Genomic DNA, 22183 nt, shown 5'->3' with positions numbered 1-22183 from the left:
CCACTGTTCCCAGATCCGCTGTTCCCTGTTCCCGACAACTGCCGCGAAGTCTACTGTTTTCTTACCTCCCGTTGATTAGCTAACGGCTGACAGCTGATTGCTGAATGCTTACGATTACTGACCACCAACCCTCACCCCTCACTCAAACAGTTAAGAAGTGTGAAGTTTAGATCTAAAAGATAGTTAAAACAGTACATAATAATAAATTTGGCAGAAAAAGGATAATACCATGGCAGATTACCAGCACTGGGAGGAATCGCTCGTCGCACCAATTATACGTCAGGCTCAGCAAAAACTGATGTCTCCTAGGAAATTTCATGCCCTCTGCCAACAGGTGATCAAATCAACTGGTCAAAAAAAGCTATACTTTTATCCACCACCTTCCGAGCTACTGGATGTAACTAACGGGATTACCATCAAAGAGTTAAGACAATTTTTAGATAAATTAGCCAAGTATGTCAGTAGTACCTCCTCAGAAGGACACCGCTTCACACTCTACCTAAAAAGAGTGCGGCTTAGATTAGGTAGGGTAAACAAGACAGTTGTTTTAGTAAAAAAAACCAGAGTATGTCAGCACACTCCAAAATCTGTTGTAGAGGCGAAGCCTTCTAGGAAAAAATTAGAGGTCAACTCCAAAGGGTTGTATGCCAAGGCCATGCTTTCCCAGGATTTGCCCTCCCAGGATTTCCCTACACAACCAGCTCCAATTCATCCTGAAATGCTATCTACAGGGGGAATGAAGGTTGAGGTAGAAATAGCTGGAGCTGGCATGGTTGGTCGGGTAGCTCGCCTGAGAATTAATGGCAAAGACCTGGCATTTAAAGCATTTTTTGACCCAGATTTCGTCTGGCAACATGGTCCTTGGGCTGAAATTCCCATTGGGATTAGACTGAAATATGCTCAAGTAACGAAAAACTGTGCAGAATTCTTGTTTGCTAGTCAAGATTGGATGGTATCGGAATGGATTTATCCCGATACTAATCCCCAGTTTCGGAACAATGGCATCACTTATGAACAGTTTGCCGCTCAAGAAGGTCTAACTCAACTCAATTCATTAAATATATATAATTACAATCGATACAATATACGTCTTGATCCAGGGGGAATTCAAAAAGAATACTGGGGCAGACGCTGGCATGATTTTTTCATAGGAATAGTCTTTTACCTTAGAAAAGTCCAGCGAGAAGGATTAAAATCCCTGACACCATACCTTTCAAAAAAAATGATAATTTACCTATTCAGGCGATTAATTGTTATAATTTATCCTTGGAAGAGTGGCTCGAACGGACGAAGAAAGCGATGATGAGATGATGGGATAATGAGATGATGGGATGATGAGATGATAGGTATCCCAAGCCAGACAATCAAGCCAGAGAATAAGGTATAGTTGGATCAGTATTCAATTATCTATTAGAGTCAGGCTAATTAACCATAATAAAAATCTCCCCATCTCCCCATCTCCCCATCTCCCCACACCTCCCACCCTCCCCACCCTTCCCACACTTTCATTTTTATTGACAAATATCTTCACCCTTGCCCATTACCCGATCTTCCCCCATCTTTTGACACAGGAGTTTGGTAGGATATCTATAAAAGTGTACCATTACGCACAACTATACATCCCACAACTATACATCTCCTTCTCCTGCTATGCTTAAGAGACTAATTGGTGATCCCAACGCACGTAAACTCAAACGGTACCAACCTGATGTTGTAGAAGTTAACCTCCTCGAAGAAGACATCCAGCACCTATCGGATGAACAACTCAGAGGCAAAACCGCAGAGTTCAAACAGCAGCTGGAGAAAGCCAACACTAGTCAAGAGCGTGATGAAATTCTTGATCAAATTCTGCCAGAAGCCTTTGCTGTAGTGCGGGAAGCAGGAAAGCGAGTTCTGGGAATGCGTCACTATGATGTCCAAGTCATGGGTGGCATTGTCCTGCACAAAGGGCAAATCGCAGAGATGAAAACTGGTGAAGGAAAAACCCTGGTGGCTACTCTACCAGCTTACCTCAATGCCATCGATAGTAAAGGGGTTCACATTGTAACCGTTAACGACTACTTAGCCCGTCGGGACGCGGAATGGATGGGACAAGTTCATCGCTTCCTAGGTCTGAGTGTCGGGCTGATTCAATCGGGAATGTCCCCGGTCGAGCGGCAAAAGAACTATGCCTGTGATATTACCTATAGCACCAACAGTGAATTAGGCTTTGACTATCTCCGGGACAACATGGCCACAGCAATGTCAGATGTGGTGCAACGTCCATTTAATTATTGCATCATTGACGAAGTAGACTCAGTACTGATTGATGAGGCCCGAACCCCACTGATTATTTCTGGGCAAGTGGAGCGACCAACTGAGAAGTACATTAAGGCAGCAGAAATTGCCCGCATGCTCTATCCAGAAGATCCAGACAATGGTGAACAACTAGGACACTACGAAGTTGATGAAAAAGCCCGTAACATCTTGATGACCGATGAAGGCTTTATCGAAGCAGAGCAACTTCTAGGGGTTAAAGATTTGTACGACCCCAAAGACCCTTGGGCTCATTATATTTCCAATGCCCTCAAGGCTAAGGAACTCTTTCAGAAAGATGTGAACTATATTGTGCGGAATGGGGAAGTAGTGATTGTAGACGAGTTCACTGGCCGAGTGTTGGCAGGACGCCGGTGGAGTGATGGTCTACACCAAGCCATAGAAGCCAAGGAACGGGTAGACATTCAAAATGAAACCCAAACCCTGGCAACCATTACCTATCAGAATTTCTTCTTGCTCTATCCCAAACTCGCCGGTATGACAGGTACCGCGAAAACAGAAGAAGCGGAATTTGAAAAAATCTACAACTTGCAAGTTACCATTATTCCCACTAACAAACCCTCTAAACGTCGAGACGTCTCTGATGTGGTTTACAAGACCGAGCCAGCTAAGTGGAGGGCAGTAGCAGAAGAATGTGCTGAACTCCATGAACAAGGACGTCCGGTGCTAGTGGGAACCACGAGTGTAGAAAAATCCGAGTTGTTGTCCGGTCTGTTAGCCGAAAAGGGAGTACCCCATAACCTGCTCAATGCTAAACCCGAAAATGTGGAGCGGGAATCAGAAATTGTGGCTCAGGCAGGACGGAAAGGAGCCTTGACTATTTCCACCAACATGGCCGGGCGAGGAACAGATATTATTTTGGGAGGTAATGCTGACTTCATGGCACGGCTGAAGCTACGGGAATATTTTATGCCCAAAATAGTGCAGCCCGAGGAAGACGAAGCCTTTTCCCCCATAGCGGTAACTACTGCAAAGCCTAAATCGGACGCTGTTGGGTTTGCTCCAGGAAAGAAACCGAAAAGCTGGAAGGTTAGCCCTCAGATTTTCCCTACCAAATTGTCCCGGGAAACGGAACAAATCCTAAAAGAGGCAGTAACTTTTGCAGTTGAACAGTATGGACAGCAGAGTTTACCGGAATTAGAAGCAGAAGAGAAATTAGCGATCGCTTCAGAAAATGCTCCCACCAATGACCCAGTGATTCAAAAGCTGCGGGAAGTCTATAAAGCAATTCAAGGGGAATATGACGCATTCACCACCCGAGAACATGATGATGTGGTAGAAAAAGGTGGCTTGCACGTTATTGGCACAGAACGTCATGAATCCCGCCGTATTGATAACCAGCTCAGAGGACGAGCTGGACGGCAAGGTGACCCCGGTTCTACCCGATTTTTCCTAAGTTTGGAAGACAATCTCCTCCGGATATTCGGAGGCGATCGCGTAGCAAGGATGATGGATATGTTCCGGGTTGAGGAAGATATGCCCATCGAATCCGGAATGCTCACCAGCTCCTTAGAAAATGCCCAGAAAAAAGTGGAAACCTTCTACTACGATACCCGGAAGCAGGTATTTGAGTATGACGAGGTCATGAACAACCAACGGCGGGCAATTTATGCAGAAAGACGGCGAGTGCTGGAAGGACTAGACCTAAAAGAACAAGTCATCCAGTATGCCGAAAAGACCATGAGTGATATTGTAGATGCCTACGTTAACCCAGAGTTACCACCAGAAGAGTGGGATTTAGGGAGCTTGGTAGGAAAGGTCAAAGAATTTGTCTACTTACTCCAAGATCTAGAACCACAGCATCTAGAAGATATGACGGTCGGGGAAATCAAAACCTTCCTCCATGAAGAAGTCCGTAAAGCCTATGATATTAAGGAAGCTCAAGTCGATCAAATCCAGCCAGGACTAATGCGGCAAGCTGAGCGATTCTTTATCTTGAATCAAATCGATAACCTCTGGCGAGAGCATTTACAATCCATGGATGCCCTAAGGGAGTCAGTGGGATTACGAGGTTATGGCCAAAAAGACCCCCTGATTGAGTATAAGCAGGAAGGCTATGAGATGTTCTTGGAAATGATGATCGATATCCGCCGCAATGTGGTATACTCCCTATTCCAGTTCCAGCCACAAATGCAACCACAAGCAGTTTGATACCTTTTTAAGTTGAAGGTTAGAGGTTGGAGGTTGAAGGTTGAAGGTTGAAGGTTAGAGGTTAGAGGTTTAAGGTTTAAGGTTTAAGGTTGGAGGTTTAAGGTTGGAGGTTTGCTGCTGCCCTTAACCTTTTGCCTCTAGCATGCATGCCTCTTGCCTTCCCCTCCTGGGAGGGGTTAGGGGTGGGTGCCTTTTGCCTTTTGCCTCTTGCCTTTTGCCTTGTTTAACTATAGTTGTCACTAGTCAACCAATTCCCGATTCCCGATTCCCGATTCCCGATTCCCGATTCCCAATTCCCGATTCCCGATTCCCGATTCCCGATTCCCGACTTAACTTTACGGTCGAATCAACTTCCGTTCTGCCTGACGATACTCAGCAATCTTTCTGGCTCGTTGCAAAGGAATATAAGTAATCATTGCCACTAAAGGGATACCGGTTACTACCACAGCCGCTGGTACCAATGGATCAAGCAATCCCAGGATAAAAATTAGACCCAAACTACTCCCAAACGCTGTACTCACCAGTGACAGCCAGATCGAAAAATTCCTAGTCAATCCCCTATCCATAAACTTTTCTACCACAATACCGATTGCTACTCCACTGATCAATCCACCCACTAGTCCAGCTACAGCCCCAACCACTGTTGTAGCTTCTGCTGTTGCTACCAATCCAGTCAAAGCCGTTACCCAAGTAACAATACCAACTAAAATACCAGCCGTTCCTCCTGCCATTGCTCCTGAGGTCCGACCAGCTGTTGTCGTTAACCACGCTGCCAATTCCAAACCTACCGCTGCCCCAGCTAAGGTACTAAAACCAGGTGTAGCACTAATTCCCATTAGAGTTCCGTAGATCAGCAGACTAGAGGCTATAATCCAATCAACAGCTACAGCAAATAGTAACAATAGGGCTAGGTAAGGGTAGGGGAGTTTTTTCCGAGTAATTGGGATAGGAGCAGTTTTTAAATTAATATCTAACGAATAAGTCTTCGGGGAAGAATTTGTGTGCAGTAAAACCTTTCTTTGGTAAGTTTTATCCGCCATCAACTTTCCAGTATCAATGGTGATTTTGCACTCAACTTCATTCCCTTCAAAGGTGGCTGGTTCAAACGAAATCCAGCTATGGTAATCGGGGGTATGAGGTGGATCGTGAAGATGAGGCGCAACTTCCCACTTTCCAGTTAACGTTGTCTCAGGTATAGGATTCTTGATCCAGATGGAGTGAGTCAGTTTTTTGCCCAAGCTAGTACCGGTGAACTCCAGACTGCTGTGACTCAAGTCAACCTTTGGTAAACAAATCGGGTCAGTAGGTATAGCGGCTAGAGCAGCTCTAGCATTGGGATAGCGGTTCTCCAGTTGGGGTTCCACCATTTTTTCTAACCACTTCACCCAATGGGGACTCACCTTCGGAATTAAATGCTGAAAATTAACGTGATAGCGGATATCAACTAAATCATCAATATCCTCTGCTTTGGTATTACTCAATAAGCAAATTAATGTGATACCTACACTATAGAGATCTGATGCTTCGGTGAGTTGACGCCGAAATAATTGCTCTGGTGGCATAAAGCCTAAGGTTCCTTTAACCAGGCTACTAACCCCTACTTCTCCATCCCCCAGTCGCGCAAAACCAAAATCAATCAGATAGACATTGAGATCATCATCTACCAAGATATTAGCTGGTTGAACATCCCGATGAATTACTGAGGGAATACGGTTTTGGAGATAGACAAAAATTTCCAGCAAAGAAATCGCGATTCCCTTAATTTCATCAGGACTAAAACTTCGCGGTTTTGCCAGAGATGAGGCTTCTTTATACTCCTGAACTAGGCAAAAACCATCTTCAGTTTGGAACGAATCTAGATAGCAGGGTATACCCGGATGTTCCAATCCTCGCAGCACTTGAATTTCACGTTCGTATGTGTCATAATTTAACCAGTTTGTGTTATTTTTAATAAACTGAAACTGCTTAATCACAACATACTGTTGAGTTTTGAGATTTATCGCCAGGTAAGTGTCTCTGCCGACCCCTTGATTGCACTTTAACTCCCTGATGATCTGATAGCCATGAATTTTAAATTCTAGACAATTATTCATAAGCTGATAGAAATTTATCAACACTTAATCCGCAGGGTTAAATGTTGATAAATTTAGTCGTTAAGAAACCAATAGCTATTACTGGTTTCTATAACTGGTATAACTCTAACTGGTCTAAACTACATCACATTTGATGGTATTGCTGGTTGATTAGTTTCAGTTCTTTCCCAGGGGAAAGACTTGTATTTTATGTAGAAGCCACCTAATACCACCAGTATGATAATAATCATACCAATACCTAGGGAGCTGGGTAGCCAAAATGCCACTTCGATATGGTTGATTTGACCAGGTTGCAGTGTCCAAACTAGCTGATGTCCATCATCGTAAATCTTGGGACTAATGGCATTGGGGGATTTCTCAATACTGTTTGCTCCCCAAGGGGTCTCTAGGCTAAACTGCAAATCCAACAGTGAACCAGCAGTAACCACAACCTTGCCATTATCAGAGTTGATTACCCCTAGGCTGCGCAAATCCAGGTCATAGCTTAAGTGATTTCGTTGCACCACAAGAAAGTTGTTTTGATCTAGGCGTAAATTAGAGTTAAAACTTGGGTTACTATCACTGTCTGGTGCTAATGGGGCATCTTCTGGGTGACCAACTGGGTTAAAAAACTGCTCAAACTTGGATACTAATTCCTTACCGTTGTTAAAGGGAATTGCGATCGCAATTTCTCGGTCTGAGAGGCGCTGGGTTTTGCCCTGAAGCTGCTTTGCCCGACTTTCGAGACTTCTGAGCCATTTGGTCGCCTCAGCATCGCTCAACTTTGTCAGCTGTTCTCCAAGCTTGATCTGCTGGACAATCTTGCCATGGTGTTCACCGTCAAACCTGACCCCAAGATCATAGTTGACACAACCAGACAGTAGCACTGATGCCAGCACAATCACCCCCAGAACCCGTAAATGCCTCAGAGTTCCACTAACCAACTGCCTTAAACTCACAAAATTTAACTTCACCAAGCCTTCTCCTTTTTTTTTTAGTGTCTTTAGGGATTTCTTAAACGTAAGCATTCAGCCGTCAGCGGTCAGCCGTCAGCTTTGTGGAACAGGCTTCTAGCCTGTGAGATAACTCAGATTAAACTAATGCTTACCTGTTTTATTCAAAAGCTGTTTCCGTAGCTTGCCCATAGCCGATAAGCACATCAAGTAGCTTGCCCATAGCCCATCAGCTGATAGCTGATGGCTGATAGCTGAATGCTTACTCTTAAACAATAGGTCGATTTGTTACATATATAACCTAAAACCAATACAATAGCATGTTGTAATCATGTTATAGAATCTCATAAACCAGCCCAAATCCTATGAATAAGCCTACTTTACGTAAACTGCATAGTACTTTAGCTCCAATCATCGTACTGCCTTTCATGATCACAGCAATCACCGGCATAGCCTATCGATTAGGGAGAGCCTGGTTTGGGCTTTCTAAAGATCAAACCCACTTTTTAATGGCGATTCACGAAGGAGAATATCTTGGTGATCAACTGAGGCCGATTTATGTACTTTTAAATGGTTTAGGATTAATTTTTATGTTAATTACAGGTATAGTAATGTATTGGAAAAGTATCAGCAAGAAAGGTATTTTTTCCAGCAAAGCGACAGATAAAAAAACCGCCCCAGATAGTTAATTAACTGACTCTAGCAGTTTTTAATTCCGTGAGGGGCTTACTAGAAGTGGGTTTGAGGGAGTCGGGAGTCGGGAGTCGGGAGTCGGGAGTCGGGAGTCGGGAATCGGGAGCGGTGCGACCCACCCAACCCTTGGATTTAAGCAAAGTTCAAGAAACAGTCTCTGCTAAGCTGATGCGCATTTAAATTGGTTTTTCCCAGATCCGCTGTTCCCAGATCCGCTGTTCCCAGATCCGCTGTTCCCTGTTCCCTTTGAGCAATTTAGGTATCCCAATCTAAATGCTGAACAGCTTAGCTAGTGATATCAAAGCCCAAACCAAATCAATCCACCCAGGGTTAAACTCACCAAACCAACAGCTAGCCAGACAAATTGATTATCCTTAGTGTTAATCTCAGCAGGATCTAGGGGTTCTGGTACCAATCCTAGGTTAGGCTGCTTGCGATCGCTAAAAGACTTATACACATAACTCTCCCGGTCGTCACTTTCTGCGATCGCACCTAAGTCAGGAATGTTGGTCATCCATTCTGCTGGTCTAGTCAGCTGAGGAGCTTGCAGAATATAGAGTAAATCTTTACCTTGTTTGGAGGTATCTAGGTCAGGATGGCTAGTCAGTTGTTGGCAAAGTGCGATCGCTTCCGCTTTTTGCCCAGCTGCCTCATAAGCCATCACCAACCACATTTGCACCTCTCCCCCGAGCCCAGAGGATAGATTTACCAGATTTCTGGCTGTGGTCAAATGCTCTATAGAAGCACGATATTCTCCTCGTTCAAATGCGGCTTTTCCTGACTGGTACTCAAGGTAAAATTTTTCATTAGCCATTAGTCATTCTTTAATTATAGCAATTCAACAAATTGTGAGGTACAAATTTACAGTTTTTAGGGAGCAGGGAGCAGGGAGCAGGGAGTAGGGAATAGCGAAGTCTGAAGAGAGAAGAGGTAAAAAATAATTCGTACCTCATAGCTACGATAAACTCTCTATTAATTGTTAATAATTAAAGAATTAATTATTAATTTCCATTTTCAATTAAGGTTCTTCAGTACCTTTGATGCTAAATGTACAGTTAAAAAGCTTATAAAGCTTACTTTACAGGGGTTCTGAGGCTATTTAACTAGCAAAATTTTCTGAATACCGCCTCTTCCGACTACTCCCTGCTCCCTGCTCCGTTCGCGTAGCGTGGCCAACGGCCTCAGTCCCTGCTCCCTGCTCCCTTTGCAAAAGTGTTTATTTAGCATAACAAGTACGGAAGAGCCTCAATTAACAATTTCCTAGTTGCCATTTGCGATTTGTCCTTAGTTGCTAAATTCCGATGCCACAATCATCGAACCGATTCCTTCATCGGTGAAGATTTCCAGGAGCAGGGCATGGGGAATGCGACCATCAATAATATGAGCCGCACGTACCCCTTGAGCAAGCGATCGCACACAGCAGTTTACCTTAGGAATCATCCCACCAGACACTACCCCACTGTCAATCAACTCCCGTGATTGTTGAATATCTAGGTGAGCAATCAGGCTAGATGGGTCTTTAGGATCCTTCAAAACCCCAGGGGTATCAGTCAGCAAGATCAGCTTTTCTGCTTCTAAAGCAGCTGCGATCGCACCGGCAACCGTGTCAGCGTTGATATTGTAAGCTTGGCCAGTATCATCAGCCGCCACACTAGACACTACTGGAATGTAGCCACTATTGACCAAAGACTCTAATAGCCCCACATCCACACTGCTCACTTCCCCAACAAAGCCAATACCCTCTTGACCTTGTGGGCGTGCTACGAATAAGTTACCATCTTTGCCACACAGCCCGACAGCATTACCACCGGCGTAGTTAATCCCAGAGACCAACTCTTTATTCACCCGACCCACCAGCACCATCTCCACTACATCCATCGTGGCAGCATCGGTCACCCGCAGACCATTCTTAAATTGTGGCTCAATCCCTAATTTCCCCAGCCAGCTATTGATTTCTGGACCACCACCGTGAATAACTACTGGTCGTACACCCACAGAAGCTAAGAAGACTATATCCCGGATTACCTGGTCTTTGAGATTGCTGTCTTTCATGGCCGCACCACCATACTTAACCACGACTGTGCGACCAGCAAACTTTTGGATGTAGGGTAGTGCTTCACTGAGTACCCGCACACGGGTTGCTTCAGTTTCCCTTATGTACTCTTGAGTATAGAGCATAGGCAATCACTCAAATCTATAATCACATCCACAGCAGTGTAAATCATTTTCATAGCTTAGGGCTAGATAGAATGGCTCGTTTCTTAAGAATTGGAACAGACAAAGCTTCAGGGGAACAGAGGTATAGCTGTTTTCTTCTCCTAAAAGATAGATGGGTCAAATGGTCAGATGGTGATATAAGTATAATTTTCGACCCGACTCCCTCGGTGCGCTTTCCGTAGGCGAATTAAATTCGCCACGGGTCGCACCGCTCCCGACTCCCTATTCCAATTAACCTAGGAGGAGGTACCTCACCCAGATCTTGAAATCAGAGAGTTTTTAGAAAAAATTGCGGATTTACAAGCAAAACCCAAGACTAATTTAACAGAATAAAACCAGGCTACCACCTTAAAGCAGGGCTTTATCTTAGATTTACCTTAATGGGTAATTAGTAATCAGTAATTTTTCCTCACTACTACCGAGCAATGACCGATTACCATGAGCTCCTGTGTTAGCTTAAGTATATAGCCCAACAAACAATTGCTTATTTACCTGTTTGACCTCGATGCTGAAAATCCTTCTCAAGCAGCTGCGCCACGATCATTATATTCTTTGGTATAACAGCTTAATTATTATACTATTTTTAATTTTAAGTATTTATGTCAAGATTCAGGACAGGGGTTATATAGTCGTAGGACTTTTTGATGATCCTTTTCTTATAAATCGCCCCTACATCGGCACGTTATCAGCTTTGTCTGAATTAATGTGGTGCGTAGTAGTAACCATTTGTTTATGGTGCTGGTTATTGCTGAACAAAATCCAGCCTAATCAAAAAATAAATCGATTTATTTTATACTCTGCCATTGGCATTGGAATATTATTAATTGATGATGTTTTCAGGATTAATTTAATACTAGCAAAGCAAGGGATTTCCAAAGCGCCGGTGTATTTTATGTATGGCATAGGTGCCATCCTGTATGGATTAGCTTTTTGGAGGATAATTCGAGCTACACCATATATACTGCTGATGATTGCGGCAATTTTATTTGTAATATCTGGTTTGGTAGACTTCTCCCATTTGTCAGGACAAGGAACCAGAGCCATGCTAGAAGATGCCACTCGGTTATTGGGTATTATGAACATCACTCTCTATTTCAGCCAGGTATGCTGGCAGGTGATGCTGCAATCTTTGGATAGAAAGAGAAATCGAGCTGTCTAATTCCCAAATTGGGATTTAAAGTTCTCTGGGCAAAGAATTGTTGTGGGGTAATTTTAAATTCCGTAATTTCACAGATTTACAGTCGCTGATCAAAACGTTAAGAATAGAAGAACCAAGTGTGTCTTACTGTCATGGGAGGTGATTACCTTCTCGATACCCAGTTCCACTTCACAAGGGAATTAACTCCAACGGATAAGTTGGAGATCTGCTACTTGGTACGAAACCAAGATGGTTAATCTGACCATTGCTGTTACCATCGGTGCTGCTGGAAATTCTTGCCCAATTGACCAACGGCATATGCTCAAAACCTTACAAGAGATGTTCTCCGGTCATTATATATTCCACGAGCATTGCTATGTCTGGAAGCCTGAATTAGTTGGACTTCATGCTGGATCGGATTTACTAATTGCTCTATCCTATTACTCTATTCTGCTGTTGCTGATCTATGTTTGGTCTCAACACCAAGATCTGCCATTACTGAAGATTTTATTACTATTTAGTGCCTTGGTTTTGTGCTGTGGCACCAGTCACTTGCTGGAAGTCTGGACAATTTGGCATCCCGATTATTGGCTCTCTGGTTTAGTCAAAGGCACTAGTGCCATACTTTCTCTGTCTAGCGCGATCGCACTAGTAGTAGTGATGCCGAAAGTCTTAGCATTCTCCAGTCCAGCTCCACTGGAAGCGACTAACACAGCTCTGGAAAAGGAAATTGCTGAACGTAGGCAAACCCTAGAAGAACTATTGAGATCTCAACAAGCTTTGTCCCTCCTGGTAGAGCAAACTCCCCTTGGTTTCATTGAGTGGAGCCTGGATGGTGAAGTGATGCAGTGGAACCATGTAGCCGAGAAAATTTTTGGCTATAAGAAGATGGAAGCCTTTGGGCATCGTGCCCATGAATTGATCAAGCCGCAATCTTCCGTAGAGCAGTTCCAGCGAGTTCTGCAAGACTGTTTGAATTTTCAGTGTAGCAACTGCATTACGGAAAACTACCATCCACAAGATGGCAGTAGTATATTTTGCCAGTGGCACAATGCTCCCTTAATTGAATCTGATGGCACCATCATCGGAGTGGTGTCCGTGGTAGAGGATATCACGAAGCGCAAGCTAGAGGACGATGTCCTCAGCCAAGCCTATGAAGAGTTAGAAAAACGAGTATCAGAACGGACAAAGCAACTAGCAGCAGCTAATGAAGTCTTAAAAGCTGAAATCAGAGAGCGCCGCCAGGTTGAGTCGGAATTAGGCAACAACCTAGAGCTGCTCAACCTATTTTTGGAATATGTACCCGCAGCTATTGCCATGTTCGATCAGCAGATGAGGTACCAGTTTGTTAGTCGCCACTGGTACTCAGAGTACAACATCTCTGATGACAACATCATTGGCAAAAGCTACTACGACGTATTTCCAGAAACTCCTGAGCGTTGGAAGAAAATACACCAATGGTGCTTAGAGGGTTATTCAGCAGAGTGTGAAGAAGATTTGTTTATTCGCGCTAATGGTGAACAACAGTGGCTGAAGTGGGAAATCGGTCCTTGGGTTGACATTGCTGGGAAAATTAGCGGTATCATTATGAGTACTGAGGTGATTACAGAGCGTAAGGAAGCTCAAGAGTCCCTCAAACGACTTAATCAAGATTTATCCCGATCTAACCGTGAATTAGAACAGTTTGCCTACGTGGCTTCCCATGATTTACAAGAACCACTGCGAGCCATTAGTAGCTACACCCAACTCTTAGCTAAAAAATACCAGAGTCACCTGGATGCTCAAGCGGATAAGTATATTCATTACATCGTAGATGGCGCTACCAATATGCAGCAGTTAATCCAGGATCTGCTAAGTTTTTCTCGGGTGGGAACCCATGGTAAACAATTAGCAGTTACTGACTGCGAGGTAGTACTGAATCGGGTTTTAGACAATTTAAATGTGGCGATTATCGAGAGCGATGCCATAGTTACCCATGACTCCTTACCTGTAGTTATGGGGGATGATATACAACTGAGTCAACTTCTGCAAAATCTGATCGGTAATGCCATTAAGTTTCGCAGCCAAGAGCTACCCAGAGTCCATATTTCAGCGGAACTGAAGGCTAAGAAATGGATCTTTTCAGTTCATGATAATGGTATTGGTATTGAGCCTGAGTACTTTGAGCGCATCTTCACTATTTTCCAGCGCTTGCATACCCGCCGTGAGTATCCCGGCACAGGCATTGGTCTAGCAGTTTGTAAGAAAATTGTAGAGCGTCATGGGGGAAAAATTTGGGTAGAGTCAGAGCTAGGAGTAGGCACAACATTTTACTTCTCAATACCACAGCATCATCATGAGTTAAACATTATCTAAAAATTTTAGGAACTGGCATCATGAACATTATGACAAATACTCAACCAATTGATATTCTGCTGGTAGAAGATTCGTCGAGTGATGCCGAACTCATTTTAGAGGCCTTATGTGATAGCAAGCTATCCAGTAACTTTCATTGGGTTGATGATGGTGCTAAGGCGATCGCATTCCTCCGTAAGCAGGGCAAATATCAGGAAGCCCCACGTCCAGCTTTAATTGTTCTGGATCTCAATTTACCTAAAAAAGATGGTCGCCAGGTTCTCCAAGAAATAAAGGAAGACCCCAAGATAAGTACAATACCAATTATTATATTAACCACATCTGACTCTCAGCAAGATATTATCAATACTTACAGACTAAAAGCTAACTGCTACATTTGTAAACCCATTGATTTGGAAAGTTTTATGTCGATGGTGAAGCTGATTGAAGAATTTTGGTTAAACCTTGTTAGACTGCCATCATATCAATAAATATGGACACCCATTCCCTAAAAATATTGCTAGTAGAAGATAACCCAGCTGATGCGGATCTTCTCCAAATCATTTTAACTGATGCCCAAGAGATTCAGTGGTCACTGGTGCAGGTAGAAAAGTTACAAGATGCTATTGATTCCCTCAGTAAACATCATTTTGATATAGTCTTGTTAGACCTATCGTTACCGGATAAACAGGGATTGATTACGGTAACAAAAACCCACGAGGTAGTACCGGATTTACCCATTGTGGTGTTAACGGGTCTAAATGATAGAGTGACCGCCCTAGAAGCATTACGAAAAGGAGCACAAGATTATTTAGTCAAGGGCAAAATTGATAGTGAATTGCTGATTCGCACAATTCGCTATGCCATTGAGCGAGCCAATACTATGAAGCAGCTTCGACAAAGTGAGGAGCAATTGCAACGACTCAATGAGGAATTAGAGCATCGCGTTGCGGAACAAACCGATGAATTAAGGAAAAAAAATCAGTACCTGCAACAGGAAATTGTCAGTCGGAAGTGCTTGGAAGAAGAACTTCGTCAGGCGTTGAATAAAGAAAAAGAACTTAATGACCTCAAATCTCGGATTGTTTCTGTCGTTTCTCATGAATATCGCACCCCACTAGCCACCATCCTATCTTCCGCAGAATTATTAGAACATTATAGTCATAAATGGTCTGACGAAAAAAAGCAACGTCATTTTAAACGGATTCAAACGACGGTTAAACATCTGACTAAGTTAGTGAGTGATGTACTGCTATTCAGTAAAGCTGAGGCAGGAAAATTGGAATTAAAACCATTACCTATGGATTTGTTAGCATTCTGTCAGGAAATTGTGGAAGAATTTAAACTAACAGCTAAGCCTGGGTTGACTATTAACTTTAACTGTATGGATAATACCAAGGAAACCTCCTGCTGTATTAGTCAGGGTTGGTTTGACAAAGCTTATCTAGATGAAAAACTTTTGCGGCAAATTCTGTCTAATTTGCTCTCCAATGGGATTAAGTATTCACCGGATGGGGGTGATATCCAATTTGATCTGATCATGAGTGATCATAGTACTATGTTCCGGATCCAAGATTCCGGAATTGGCATCCCCCCAGAAGACCAAAAACGCTTATTTGAGGCTTTCCAGCGCAGTAGTAATGTTGGTACTATCTCTGGTACCGGACTAGGATTAGCAATTGTCAAAAAATGTGTTAACCTCCACGGTGGTGAGATTTGTGTAGAGAGTGAAGTGGGAGTTGGTACAGCCTTTACGGTCACATTGCCATTACACTCATCCCATTATTCAGCAAAGCCTAATACCTAGGTAAGGGTGTAAGTATGCCTAATTAGTCTTGCTGGTGAGCAAATTGGTGAGCACCAAATAGAGAAAGTGCGATCGCAAACCCCAGCAGAATCGGTATCGCATACCAGGGAAACTCAGACAGGGGTAAGTAAGCAGCAGCCCGGAGTCCAGTGCTGGTATAACTTAGAGGCAATAGATAGACAATCACTTTTAGGGCTGTAGGTAAGGTCCCTGGGTCAAAAAACGTCCCACCTAGGAAGGACATTGGAACAATTAAGAAGTTGTTGAAAAGACCAACCATTTCCAAGGATTTGACATTCAATCCCACTATCACCCCTAAACCGGCAAACACAGCACAATTAAGCACTAGTAACAAGAAAAATAAGGGATTGAGAAAACTCCATACTTTCCCAGTAAACAGCACTGCTACCAAAATCACTGAGCCAGATGTCATTAATCCCCGCAAAATCCCAGCCATCATTTTGCCGACATGCAAGGCTAAGGGATGCACTGGCATCAACAAGGTTTCCTCAAAGGTTTTCGTGTATAGCCGATCACCGCAAATGGAAAAGGTAGTGCCAGCAAAGCTAATGGTCATAGACGACAGCGCCACCATTCCTGGCAGAATAAATTCTAAATAGGATTCACCAACTGGGGGAGTCATTGTCCGATCTAAGGTACTCCCTAGACCCAGACCAAATGCCAATATGTAGATCACTGGGGAGATTAGCCCACTAGCAACGACTTGGGTCGCTCGCACCCGTAACTTTAGCCAGTCCCCCCACAAAACCGTGAGGCTATCGGTGACTATAGTCGGTAACTGGGACCCTTTTATAGTGTTTTGATGGGGCAGTGATAGATTGGATTTCACAGTATTGGTTTAAATTAAGTTAATTTTCCTTTACATTAGTCAATATTACTACCGACGACCACAAGATTCTATGCATGAGCACCATTGTCATTAATCCTAGGGTGGGCAGTGCCTACCAACGCGGTTTGCAAGCTTCATGATCTGTCTGCTGCACTGCCCACCCTACATGAACTGGGAATTGTAACAGGCAAGATGCCTGTTACAATTCCGACTCCCGACTCCCGACTCCCGACTCCCATTAACCTAGATTGTCAAATCAAGTACTCAAAGATGGCAAGAAGCTGACTATACCAGGAAAGGCAATAATTAACACTAACACCAGCAGTTGCAATAGGATAAACGGAATCGCACCTCGGTAAATTTCCATGGTTTTCACCTCTGGTGGAGCCACACCCCGTAAATAAAACAGAGCAAAGCCAAAGGGTGGTGTCAGAAATGAGGCTTGGAGATTCGCTCCGATAATTACCCCATACCAGACCAAGTCAAGGTTAAGCTGTTGGGCGACTGGAGCAAACAGCGGTACTACAATAAAGGCAATCTCAAAAAAGTCAATAAAGAAGCCTAGTAGGAAAATAGTTAACATACTGACTACTAGGAAGCCAATGTAACCGCCGGGGAGGTTTAACAGCATCGCTTCCATGACGCGATCGCCATTCAAGCCACGAAACACTAAACTAAATGCTGTTGAACCCAGCAATATAAAAATCACCATGCTGGTAATCCGCATGGTGGCATCAGAGCTCTGTCGCAGGGATGGCAAATTCAACTGACCATTCACACCAGCCAATACCATTGCGCCGAGGCAACCCACAGCCCCTGCTTCTGTTGGAGTGGCAATGCCAAAAAATATACTGCCCAATACTAGCAGAATTAACAATAACGGCGGTATCATTGATTGGATTACCCGCTTTCCCAACGCTTTTCCACTGATATCTCGGACTTCTAGTGGTAGGGCTGGTGCTGCGTCTGGTTTGAGCCATGCTACGATGATCACATGAATGGCAAACGCCCCAGCCATCATTAAACCAGGAATCACGGAACCGATAAACAGGTCTCCTACGGATATTCCTAACTGATCTGCTAATACCACCAGGACTACACTCGGGGGGATAATCTGTCCTAATGTCCCCGATGCTACGATTACCCCAGTGGCTAGTTCCTTGTTATAACCGTAGCGCAACATAATTGGGAGGGAAATCAGTCCCATTGCCACTACTGTTGCGGCAACGACTCCAGTAGATGCCGCCAGCAACGCACCCACAATCACCACCGCTAAGGCCAATCCCCCTCGCAGCCGTCCAAACAGAATTCCCATGGTTTCCAACAGCTGCTCAGCAATGCCAGATTTTTCTAGCATGGAACCCATAAAAATAAAGTAGGGCACGGCTAGGAGAGTGTAGTTGCCCATGATCCCGAAAATCCGCTGGGGCATAGCGGTCATGAAAATCGGGTCAAAGATACCCAAACTCACTCCCACGATGGCAAACAAAATTGCCACCCCACCTAGGGAGAAGGCTACCGGGTAGCCGATGGAAAGTAATACTAAGGCACCGCCAAACATGGCTGGACCTAACCAGTCATAACCCATGGTTTTATTCCTCCTCGTGGGGTGCCAAATATCCAGCAAAAATTGCCCAGTTTTTGATGGCTTCTGAGATTCCTTGAAGAATCAGCAACCCAAAGCTGAAAATAATCATGGATTTAATTGGATAACGGGGTAACCCTCCTGGATCTGGGGACATCTCTTGAATCGTCCAGGAATTAACAATTGCTCCCCAAGAAAAATAAATTACCATGATGCAGAACGGAATTAAGAACAATAATGTCCCAATTAAATTAGCGATCGCTTGAGCCTTTGGCCTCAAACTCTTATAAAAAACATCCACTCGCACATGACCATTATGCTTGAGAGTGTAAGCCGCCCCCAACAGGAATACTAAGTCAAACAAGTACCACTGAGTTTCGATAAACCCATTAGAACTCAAATTTTCTCCTATAAAACGTCCCAAGTAGCGACCAACTACATTCCACACTCCAATCAGGATCATCAGTGGCAAAATCCAGTAGGTTAAGCGACCGATTCTCTCGTTGAAGCTATCAATTACTCTAGAAATACGTAATAGTTGTTGCAATAGCCACACTCCTCACTTACCAGCTATTGGAATGATATTTTATCATAGCAATTACCCACTGGCTAAGTAGCTGGAGAAAAATAAACCTACCTTTATTAAGTTGTGTAAAGTTATAAAAATCCCTCTGTTCCCTGCTCCCTGCTCCCTGTTCCCTATTTCAACAGTTAATTTTACTTTTGTCCGACTACTTATTGCATCAAGACATTGTGGCCAAGAAGAGATAAGATTAGATAAGTTCTATCAAGCATTGCTGAATCTTTGAATGAATATGAGTAGAGTGGGCATCCTGCCCGCTCGAAAATAAGGAGGAAACTGGCAAGATGCCAGTTCTACCAAGATGCCAGTTCCACGCAAGATGCCCATTCCACCTCACTCTTAAAATCATTCCATTATTCAGCAACGCCTTCTATCAAGTCAGCAGCTATTAGTGTTTGGTTCAAGGGTAGCGATGAATTACCAAACGATAGGTTTACCTCAAGAATTTCTGAGAAGCTTGCAGGCATTACCAGCACAGCAACAGCGCATGGTGTTTGATTTTGTCGAGTTTCTGGCTCTTAAGTATGTTGAATCTGAGCAAAGCCAATCTCAGGCTCCTCGGATTTTAGGCTTGCTGGAAGGAGAAGGATGGATGAGTGATGATTTCGACGAGCCTCTATGTTGAGAATTAAGAATTTAGAATTTAGAATTTAGAATTTAGAATTGGGACTTCTGACTTCGGCGTTGCTGAATCAAGGAGTGAATAGGGTGCATGTCAGTTTTGTTAATCCCTGATTTAGATCCCCCTAAATCCCCCTAAATAAGCTAGGGCTGTTTCAAACTTTAGTAAGTTAACGATAAAAGGAGATAGGGAGATAGGGGAATATCGGGATAGGGGGATAGGTAAATAAACTAAAAATTCCCGAAAAATGCCCAAATTTAGTCATTAAAATCTGACGAATTAGCCGCCTTCAATCAACTCAAGTGCACCTGAAAACGGCTCTAAGTATTCGTTAAACTGGTGTTAGTCCCAGCCCTATTGGGTTTTTGCTTCTGTTTACCCTTTAGAGCTGAAGCTATACCAAAAGCACCAAAAGCCAATAGACTTAATACAGAACCGGGTTCAGGAACCGATATCCTAAAGTTTAATGCCGTTGTGATATCATAAGATGCTGTTGTGATATCATAAGATTCAAAAAATGAACATCCACCATTACACTCATGAGCCAATGAAAAAGGAGGTGGAAAAGAAAATTGATTGGTGTCTACTTCCAAATCATCTAGATCTAATAAATTATCTAGCTCCGACACGAATATAGTACTATTTTCAGATATCACCGTATCAATTCCGATGGGAAAGTTTAAGAAACTTTCCACAGACCAGATCCAATCTCCAACTTCAGGTGGATTATCTGGATTTAAAATTGTAATTTCAAATCCAGCGGCAGGAGCCAAAGATAAATTACCGCTTACAGAAACAGAACTTTCACCAGGAAAGAAAAATCCGAAAGGGAAACTGACCTCAAACGGATTAATATTTTCAATCCGGGTTTGCCATTGCCATCCGCTATTTGGCTTATTCAACAAATCCGTGAAAAGAACAGACTCTCCTCCAGCGAAAACCTCAGAATCTTTTCCTAGAACAAGATCTGCTAGTTGTTCTGGTATTCCACCATTTCCAGGAATTACATCAAGTTGTCCATCAGGATTCAAATCGAAATGAGTAGTCGTCTGACCTAATGGTTTAATGTATAATTGTTGATCAAGCGCCAAAAAATTAGTGTTTTCTTCAACCTCCTGAACATTATTAATAGTTAAACTCTTCGCTTTCAAAGCTGTTGTTGGTAAAACCACTAGCGAAGTTAGTGTTACTAATACAAACCTTACAATATACTGTTTTTTACAAGGTTGATTTGTCATGGTAGAAACCCCTACATTTAAGCTAAATCCTTTTAGAGCCTCTTACTGTTTTGTCTTAAGTAATATATTCCAGCAATAAAAAAACATTAGTTGCTATCAAAAACAGTATCTTTAAAAATATTTATTAATACTACTAAAAAAAATTAAGGCAGTGTCCCTGTTTGATAACCAACTAGATTGATATTAGGGGACACGCCTTAATTACTGGCAATTAACCTACACTATTAGGATAGTTAATTGTCAGGTTTTTACTGATTTAACCTAATGGAATTAGATTTAAGTCAGTTGGTTGAGAATTAGCACCGTTAGTTGAACCATTTTGATCCGCAGCAATGGGATTTTCAGTATTAACAACGGTCAGTCTTGAGTTGTCAGAGAAAGTGAATTGAGTGGCTTGAATATAAGCAGAAACCGTGACAGGAATGAAACTTGTACCGACGGCGGTTAGTTTTCCTTTCAGATTGAATTTAGAGGTTTCTAAGTTGTAAAGACTGCGAGCTAATCCTTCTCGGTCGCTTTGAGATTGAGTTTGGTAACCCTTGGAAGAGTTTCTGTAGTAATCTGTTCGGCCACCAAACTTGGCACCAAAAATAGCAGATAATAAACCAGCTTTGCGACCTTTTGTGCGACTACCTTGAGTGATGGATTCCCACTCTTGAGCACTGAAGTAAGAAGAGGCTTTTTCCTGCCACTGATTTAAGCTTTCTTCAGAAACAGTAGTTAGCTCAATGTCGATATCTATGTTAGCAGTAGTACCCCTTTGAACCGTTACAAAAACCCCTGATGCTCGACCGTAACCATTTTGAATGGTACCACTTTCATAAGCGGCTTCTTCAGACATGGGAAGAATTACTTGGTTAAGAGAGACAATCTCAATTTCTGGGGTAGAAATAAGATCAATGTCTGGGGTCGAAATAAGATCCATTGTGTTCATGTATTTCTCCTTGTTGTACTTTTCAACACATGTTTCTTGAGCTTGGCTAAGTTTTTATCTCAGCACATTTTTATCATGACTAATAATTTTTAACGCCACAGTACCCCTGAGGGTACTATTAATCTATAAGTAGTCAGTTAATTAAAATGGCCATAACCCTTCATATATAAGGGTTATTAAAATAGAGGTACCTTGTAGCTATATTGGGTTATCTCCCCCCAGATACTGTTGAGATACCCCCAGTACAAATATCCACAGAGCTAATTGCCAGGCCTTAAGTAGCTGGACCAAATAAACCTCGCGGTATTAACTTGTGTAAAGTTGCCAAAAATTCCTCTGTTCCCTGTTCCCTGTTCCCTGTTCCCTATTTCAACAGTTAATTTTACTTTTGTCCGACTACTTATATGCTAGGGGTTTTGTGGATAGGTGATGTCGGTTATATTCCGAGGGTCGATGTACAGGCAGCTGTTTGCTCGGACTCTATCTTGATAGCGATCGCATCGCACCACCCATTTACCTCATTTTCATTCGATCAGAATTTGGAAAAATCTTTAAGTTCCGGTAACCCCAGTTACTTGCCTTAAAAATCATGTAAATTGATTATTTCGAGTCTGGCGGTAACTGTTGCGCTACTGTTTTAGGGTCTTTGTCTTTTTCCTCTGTCTCTGGATTGAGGTCAATATCAGGATT

20 protein-coding genes are annotated in these 22183 nt (G+C 43.0%); 10 read left to right on the top strand and 10 right to left on the bottom strand.

Annotation, left to right across the window (positions count from 1 at the left end; translation table 11 throughout):
- The first annotated feature begins 229 nt into the window (after positions 1-229).
- The 3 genes from BJP37_RS41015 (at position 230) to BJP37_RS36455 (ending at position 4879) form a co-directional block, all read left to right on the top strand.
- The gene (locus BJP37_RS41015; RefSeq protein WP_198954034.1) at positions 230-1303 is read left to right on the top strand and encodes a hypothetical protein; all 1074 of its coding nucleotides are present in this window, start codon (positions 230-232) and stop codon (positions 1301-1303) included.
- A gap of 347 nt (positions 1304-1650) precedes the next feature.
- Positions 1651-4467, top strand: coding sequence for a preprotein translocase subunit SecA (gene secA / locus BJP37_RS13500; RefSeq protein ID WP_075899466.1), 2817 nt, complete (start codon positions 1651-1653; stop codon positions 4465-4467).
- 193 nt (positions 4468-4660) lie between these two features.
- On the top strand, positions 4661-4879 hold the full coding sequence (locus tag BJP37_RS36455; RefSeq protein ID WP_143727600.1) for a hypothetical protein: 219 nt from the start codon (positions 4661-4663) through the stop codon (positions 4877-4879).
- Here the strand turns inward: BJP37_RS36455 and BJP37_RS13495 are convergent.
- A complete protein-coding gene (locus tag BJP37_RS13495) occupies positions 4803-6560 on the bottom strand; it encodes a protein kinase domain-containing protein (protein ID WP_075899464.1) in 1758 nt (585 codons plus the stop codon). The two genes, BJP37_RS36455 and BJP37_RS13495, sit on opposite strands and share 77 nt — an antisense overlap.
- 119 nt (positions 6561-6679) lie before the next feature.
- Positions 6680-7513, bottom strand: a complete 834-nt coding sequence (locus BJP37_RS13490) for a DUF3153 domain-containing protein (RefSeq protein WP_075906063.1) — start codon at positions 7511-7513, stop codon at positions 6680-6682.
- Between the two features lie 344 nt (positions 7514-7857).
- On the opposite strand from BJP37_RS13490, the gene BJP37_RS13485 reads away from it, so the two are divergent.
- Positions 7858-8181 carry a PepSY-associated TM helix domain-containing protein gene (locus tag BJP37_RS13485; RefSeq protein WP_075899462.1) on the top strand — a complete coding sequence of 108 codons (324 nt, stop codon included), beginning with the start codon at positions 7858-7860 and terminating at the stop codon, positions 8179-8181.
- Here the strand turns inward: BJP37_RS13485 and BJP37_RS39135 are convergent, their stop codons facing one another.
- From BJP37_RS39135 to argB, 3 genes are all read right to left on the bottom strand, one after another.
- Positions 8182-8325, bottom strand: a complete 144-nt coding sequence (locus BJP37_RS39135) for a hypothetical protein (protein ID WP_158069568.1) — start codon at positions 8323-8325, stop codon at positions 8182-8184. It abuts the gene before it with no gap.
- Positions 8326-8483: 158 nt separating this feature from the next.
- The gene (locus BJP37_RS13480) at positions 8484-8999 is read right to left on the bottom strand and encodes a hypothetical protein (protein WP_075899460.1); all 516 of its coding nucleotides are present in this window, start codon (positions 8997-8999) and stop codon (positions 8484-8486) included.
- A 470-nt stretch (positions 9000-9469) separates the two neighbouring features.
- Positions 9470-10363: an acetylglutamate kinase gene (gene argB / locus BJP37_RS13475; protein WP_075899458.1), complete on the bottom strand. Its 894-nt coding sequence runs from the start codon at positions 10361-10363 to the stop codon at positions 9470-9472.
- A 544-nt stretch (positions 10364-10907) separates the two neighbouring features.
- Here argB and BJP37_RS13470 point away from each other — a divergent pair.
- The 4 genes from BJP37_RS13470 to BJP37_RS13455 all read left to right on the top strand — a co-directional run bounded on the left by BJP37_RS13470 (position 10908) and on the right by BJP37_RS13455 (position 15681).
- Positions 10908-11561: a DUF8692 domain-containing protein gene (locus tag BJP37_RS13470; protein WP_075899456.1), complete on the top strand. Its 654-nt coding sequence runs from the start codon at positions 10908-10910 to the stop codon at positions 11559-11561.
- A 228-nt stretch (positions 11562-11789) separates the two neighbouring features.
- On the top strand, positions 11790-13895 hold the full coding sequence (locus BJP37_RS13465; protein WP_075899453.1) for a PAS domain-containing sensor histidine kinase: 2106 nt from the start codon (positions 11790-11792) through the stop codon (positions 13893-13895).
- Positions 13896-13915: 20 nt separating this feature from the next.
- Positions 13916-14365 carry a response regulator gene (locus BJP37_RS13460; RefSeq protein WP_075899451.1) on the top strand — a complete coding sequence of 150 codons (450 nt, stop codon included), beginning with the start codon at positions 13916-13918 and terminating at the stop codon, positions 14363-14365.
- A gap of 2 nt (positions 14366-14367) precedes the next feature.
- Positions 14368-15681, top strand: coding sequence for a hybrid sensor histidine kinase/response regulator (locus BJP37_RS13455; RefSeq protein WP_075899449.1), 1314 nt, complete (start codon positions 14368-14370; stop codon positions 15679-15681).
- A gap of 22 nt (positions 15682-15703) precedes the next feature.
- Here the strand turns inward: BJP37_RS13455 and BJP37_RS13450 are convergent, their stop codons facing one another.
- Positions 15704-16531, bottom strand: coding sequence for an ABC transporter permease (locus tag BJP37_RS13450; protein ID WP_075899447.1), 828 nt, complete (start codon positions 16529-16531; stop codon positions 15704-15706).
- Positions 16532-16639: 108 nt separating this feature from the next.
- Here BJP37_RS13450 and BJP37_RS39130 point away from each other — a divergent pair, with 108 nt between their 5' ends.
- Positions 16640-16816 (top strand): hypothetical protein, encoded by a 177-nt coding sequence (locus BJP37_RS39130; RefSeq protein WP_158069567.1) that lies wholly within the window; start codon positions 16640-16642, stop codon positions 16814-16816.
- On the opposite strand, the gene BJP37_RS13445 is transcribed toward BJP37_RS39130, so the two are convergent.
- Together BJP37_RS13445 and BJP37_RS13440 are read right to left on the bottom strand one after the other, a co-directional pair.
- Positions 16788-18119, bottom strand: coding sequence for a TRAP transporter large permease (locus tag BJP37_RS13445; RefSeq protein ID WP_075899445.1), 1332 nt, complete (start codon positions 18117-18119; stop codon positions 16788-16790). The two genes, BJP37_RS39130 and BJP37_RS13445, sit on opposite strands and share 29 nt — an antisense overlap.
- A 4-nt stretch (positions 18120-18123) precedes the next feature.
- Positions 18124-18663 (bottom strand): TRAP transporter small permease subunit, encoded by a 540-nt coding sequence (locus tag BJP37_RS13440; RefSeq protein WP_075906062.1) that lies wholly within the window; start codon positions 18661-18663, stop codon positions 18124-18126.
- Positions 18664-19111: 448 nt separating this feature from the next.
- On the opposite strand from BJP37_RS13440, the gene BJP37_RS13435 reads away from it, so the two are divergent.
- Positions 19112-19324, top strand: coding sequence for a DUF2281 domain-containing protein (locus BJP37_RS13435; protein ID WP_075899443.1), 213 nt, complete (start codon positions 19112-19114; stop codon positions 19322-19324).
- A gap of 317 nt (positions 19325-19641) precedes the next feature.
- Here BJP37_RS13435 and BJP37_RS13430 read toward each other — a convergent pair whose 3' ends face one another.
- On the bottom strand, positions 19642-20559 hold the full coding sequence (locus BJP37_RS13430; protein ID WP_075899441.1) for a hypothetical protein: 918 nt from the start codon (positions 20557-20559) through the stop codon (positions 19642-19644).
- A 256-nt stretch (positions 20560-20815) separates the two neighbouring features.
- Positions 20816-21493, bottom strand: coding sequence for a hypothetical protein (locus BJP37_RS13425; protein ID WP_075899439.1), 678 nt, complete (start codon positions 21491-21493; stop codon positions 20816-20818).
- Positions 21494-22183 lie beyond the last annotated feature (690 nt).

The sequence above is a fragment of the Moorena bouillonii PNG genome, from assembly GCF_001942495.1.
GTDB classification, from domain to species: Bacteria; Cyanobacteriota; Cyanobacteriia; order Cyanobacteriales; family Coleofasciculaceae; genus Moorena; species Moorena bouillonii.
The sequence above is the reverse complement of the archived record's forward strand: the minus strand, read 5'-3'. Positions and strand labels throughout refer to the sequence as shown.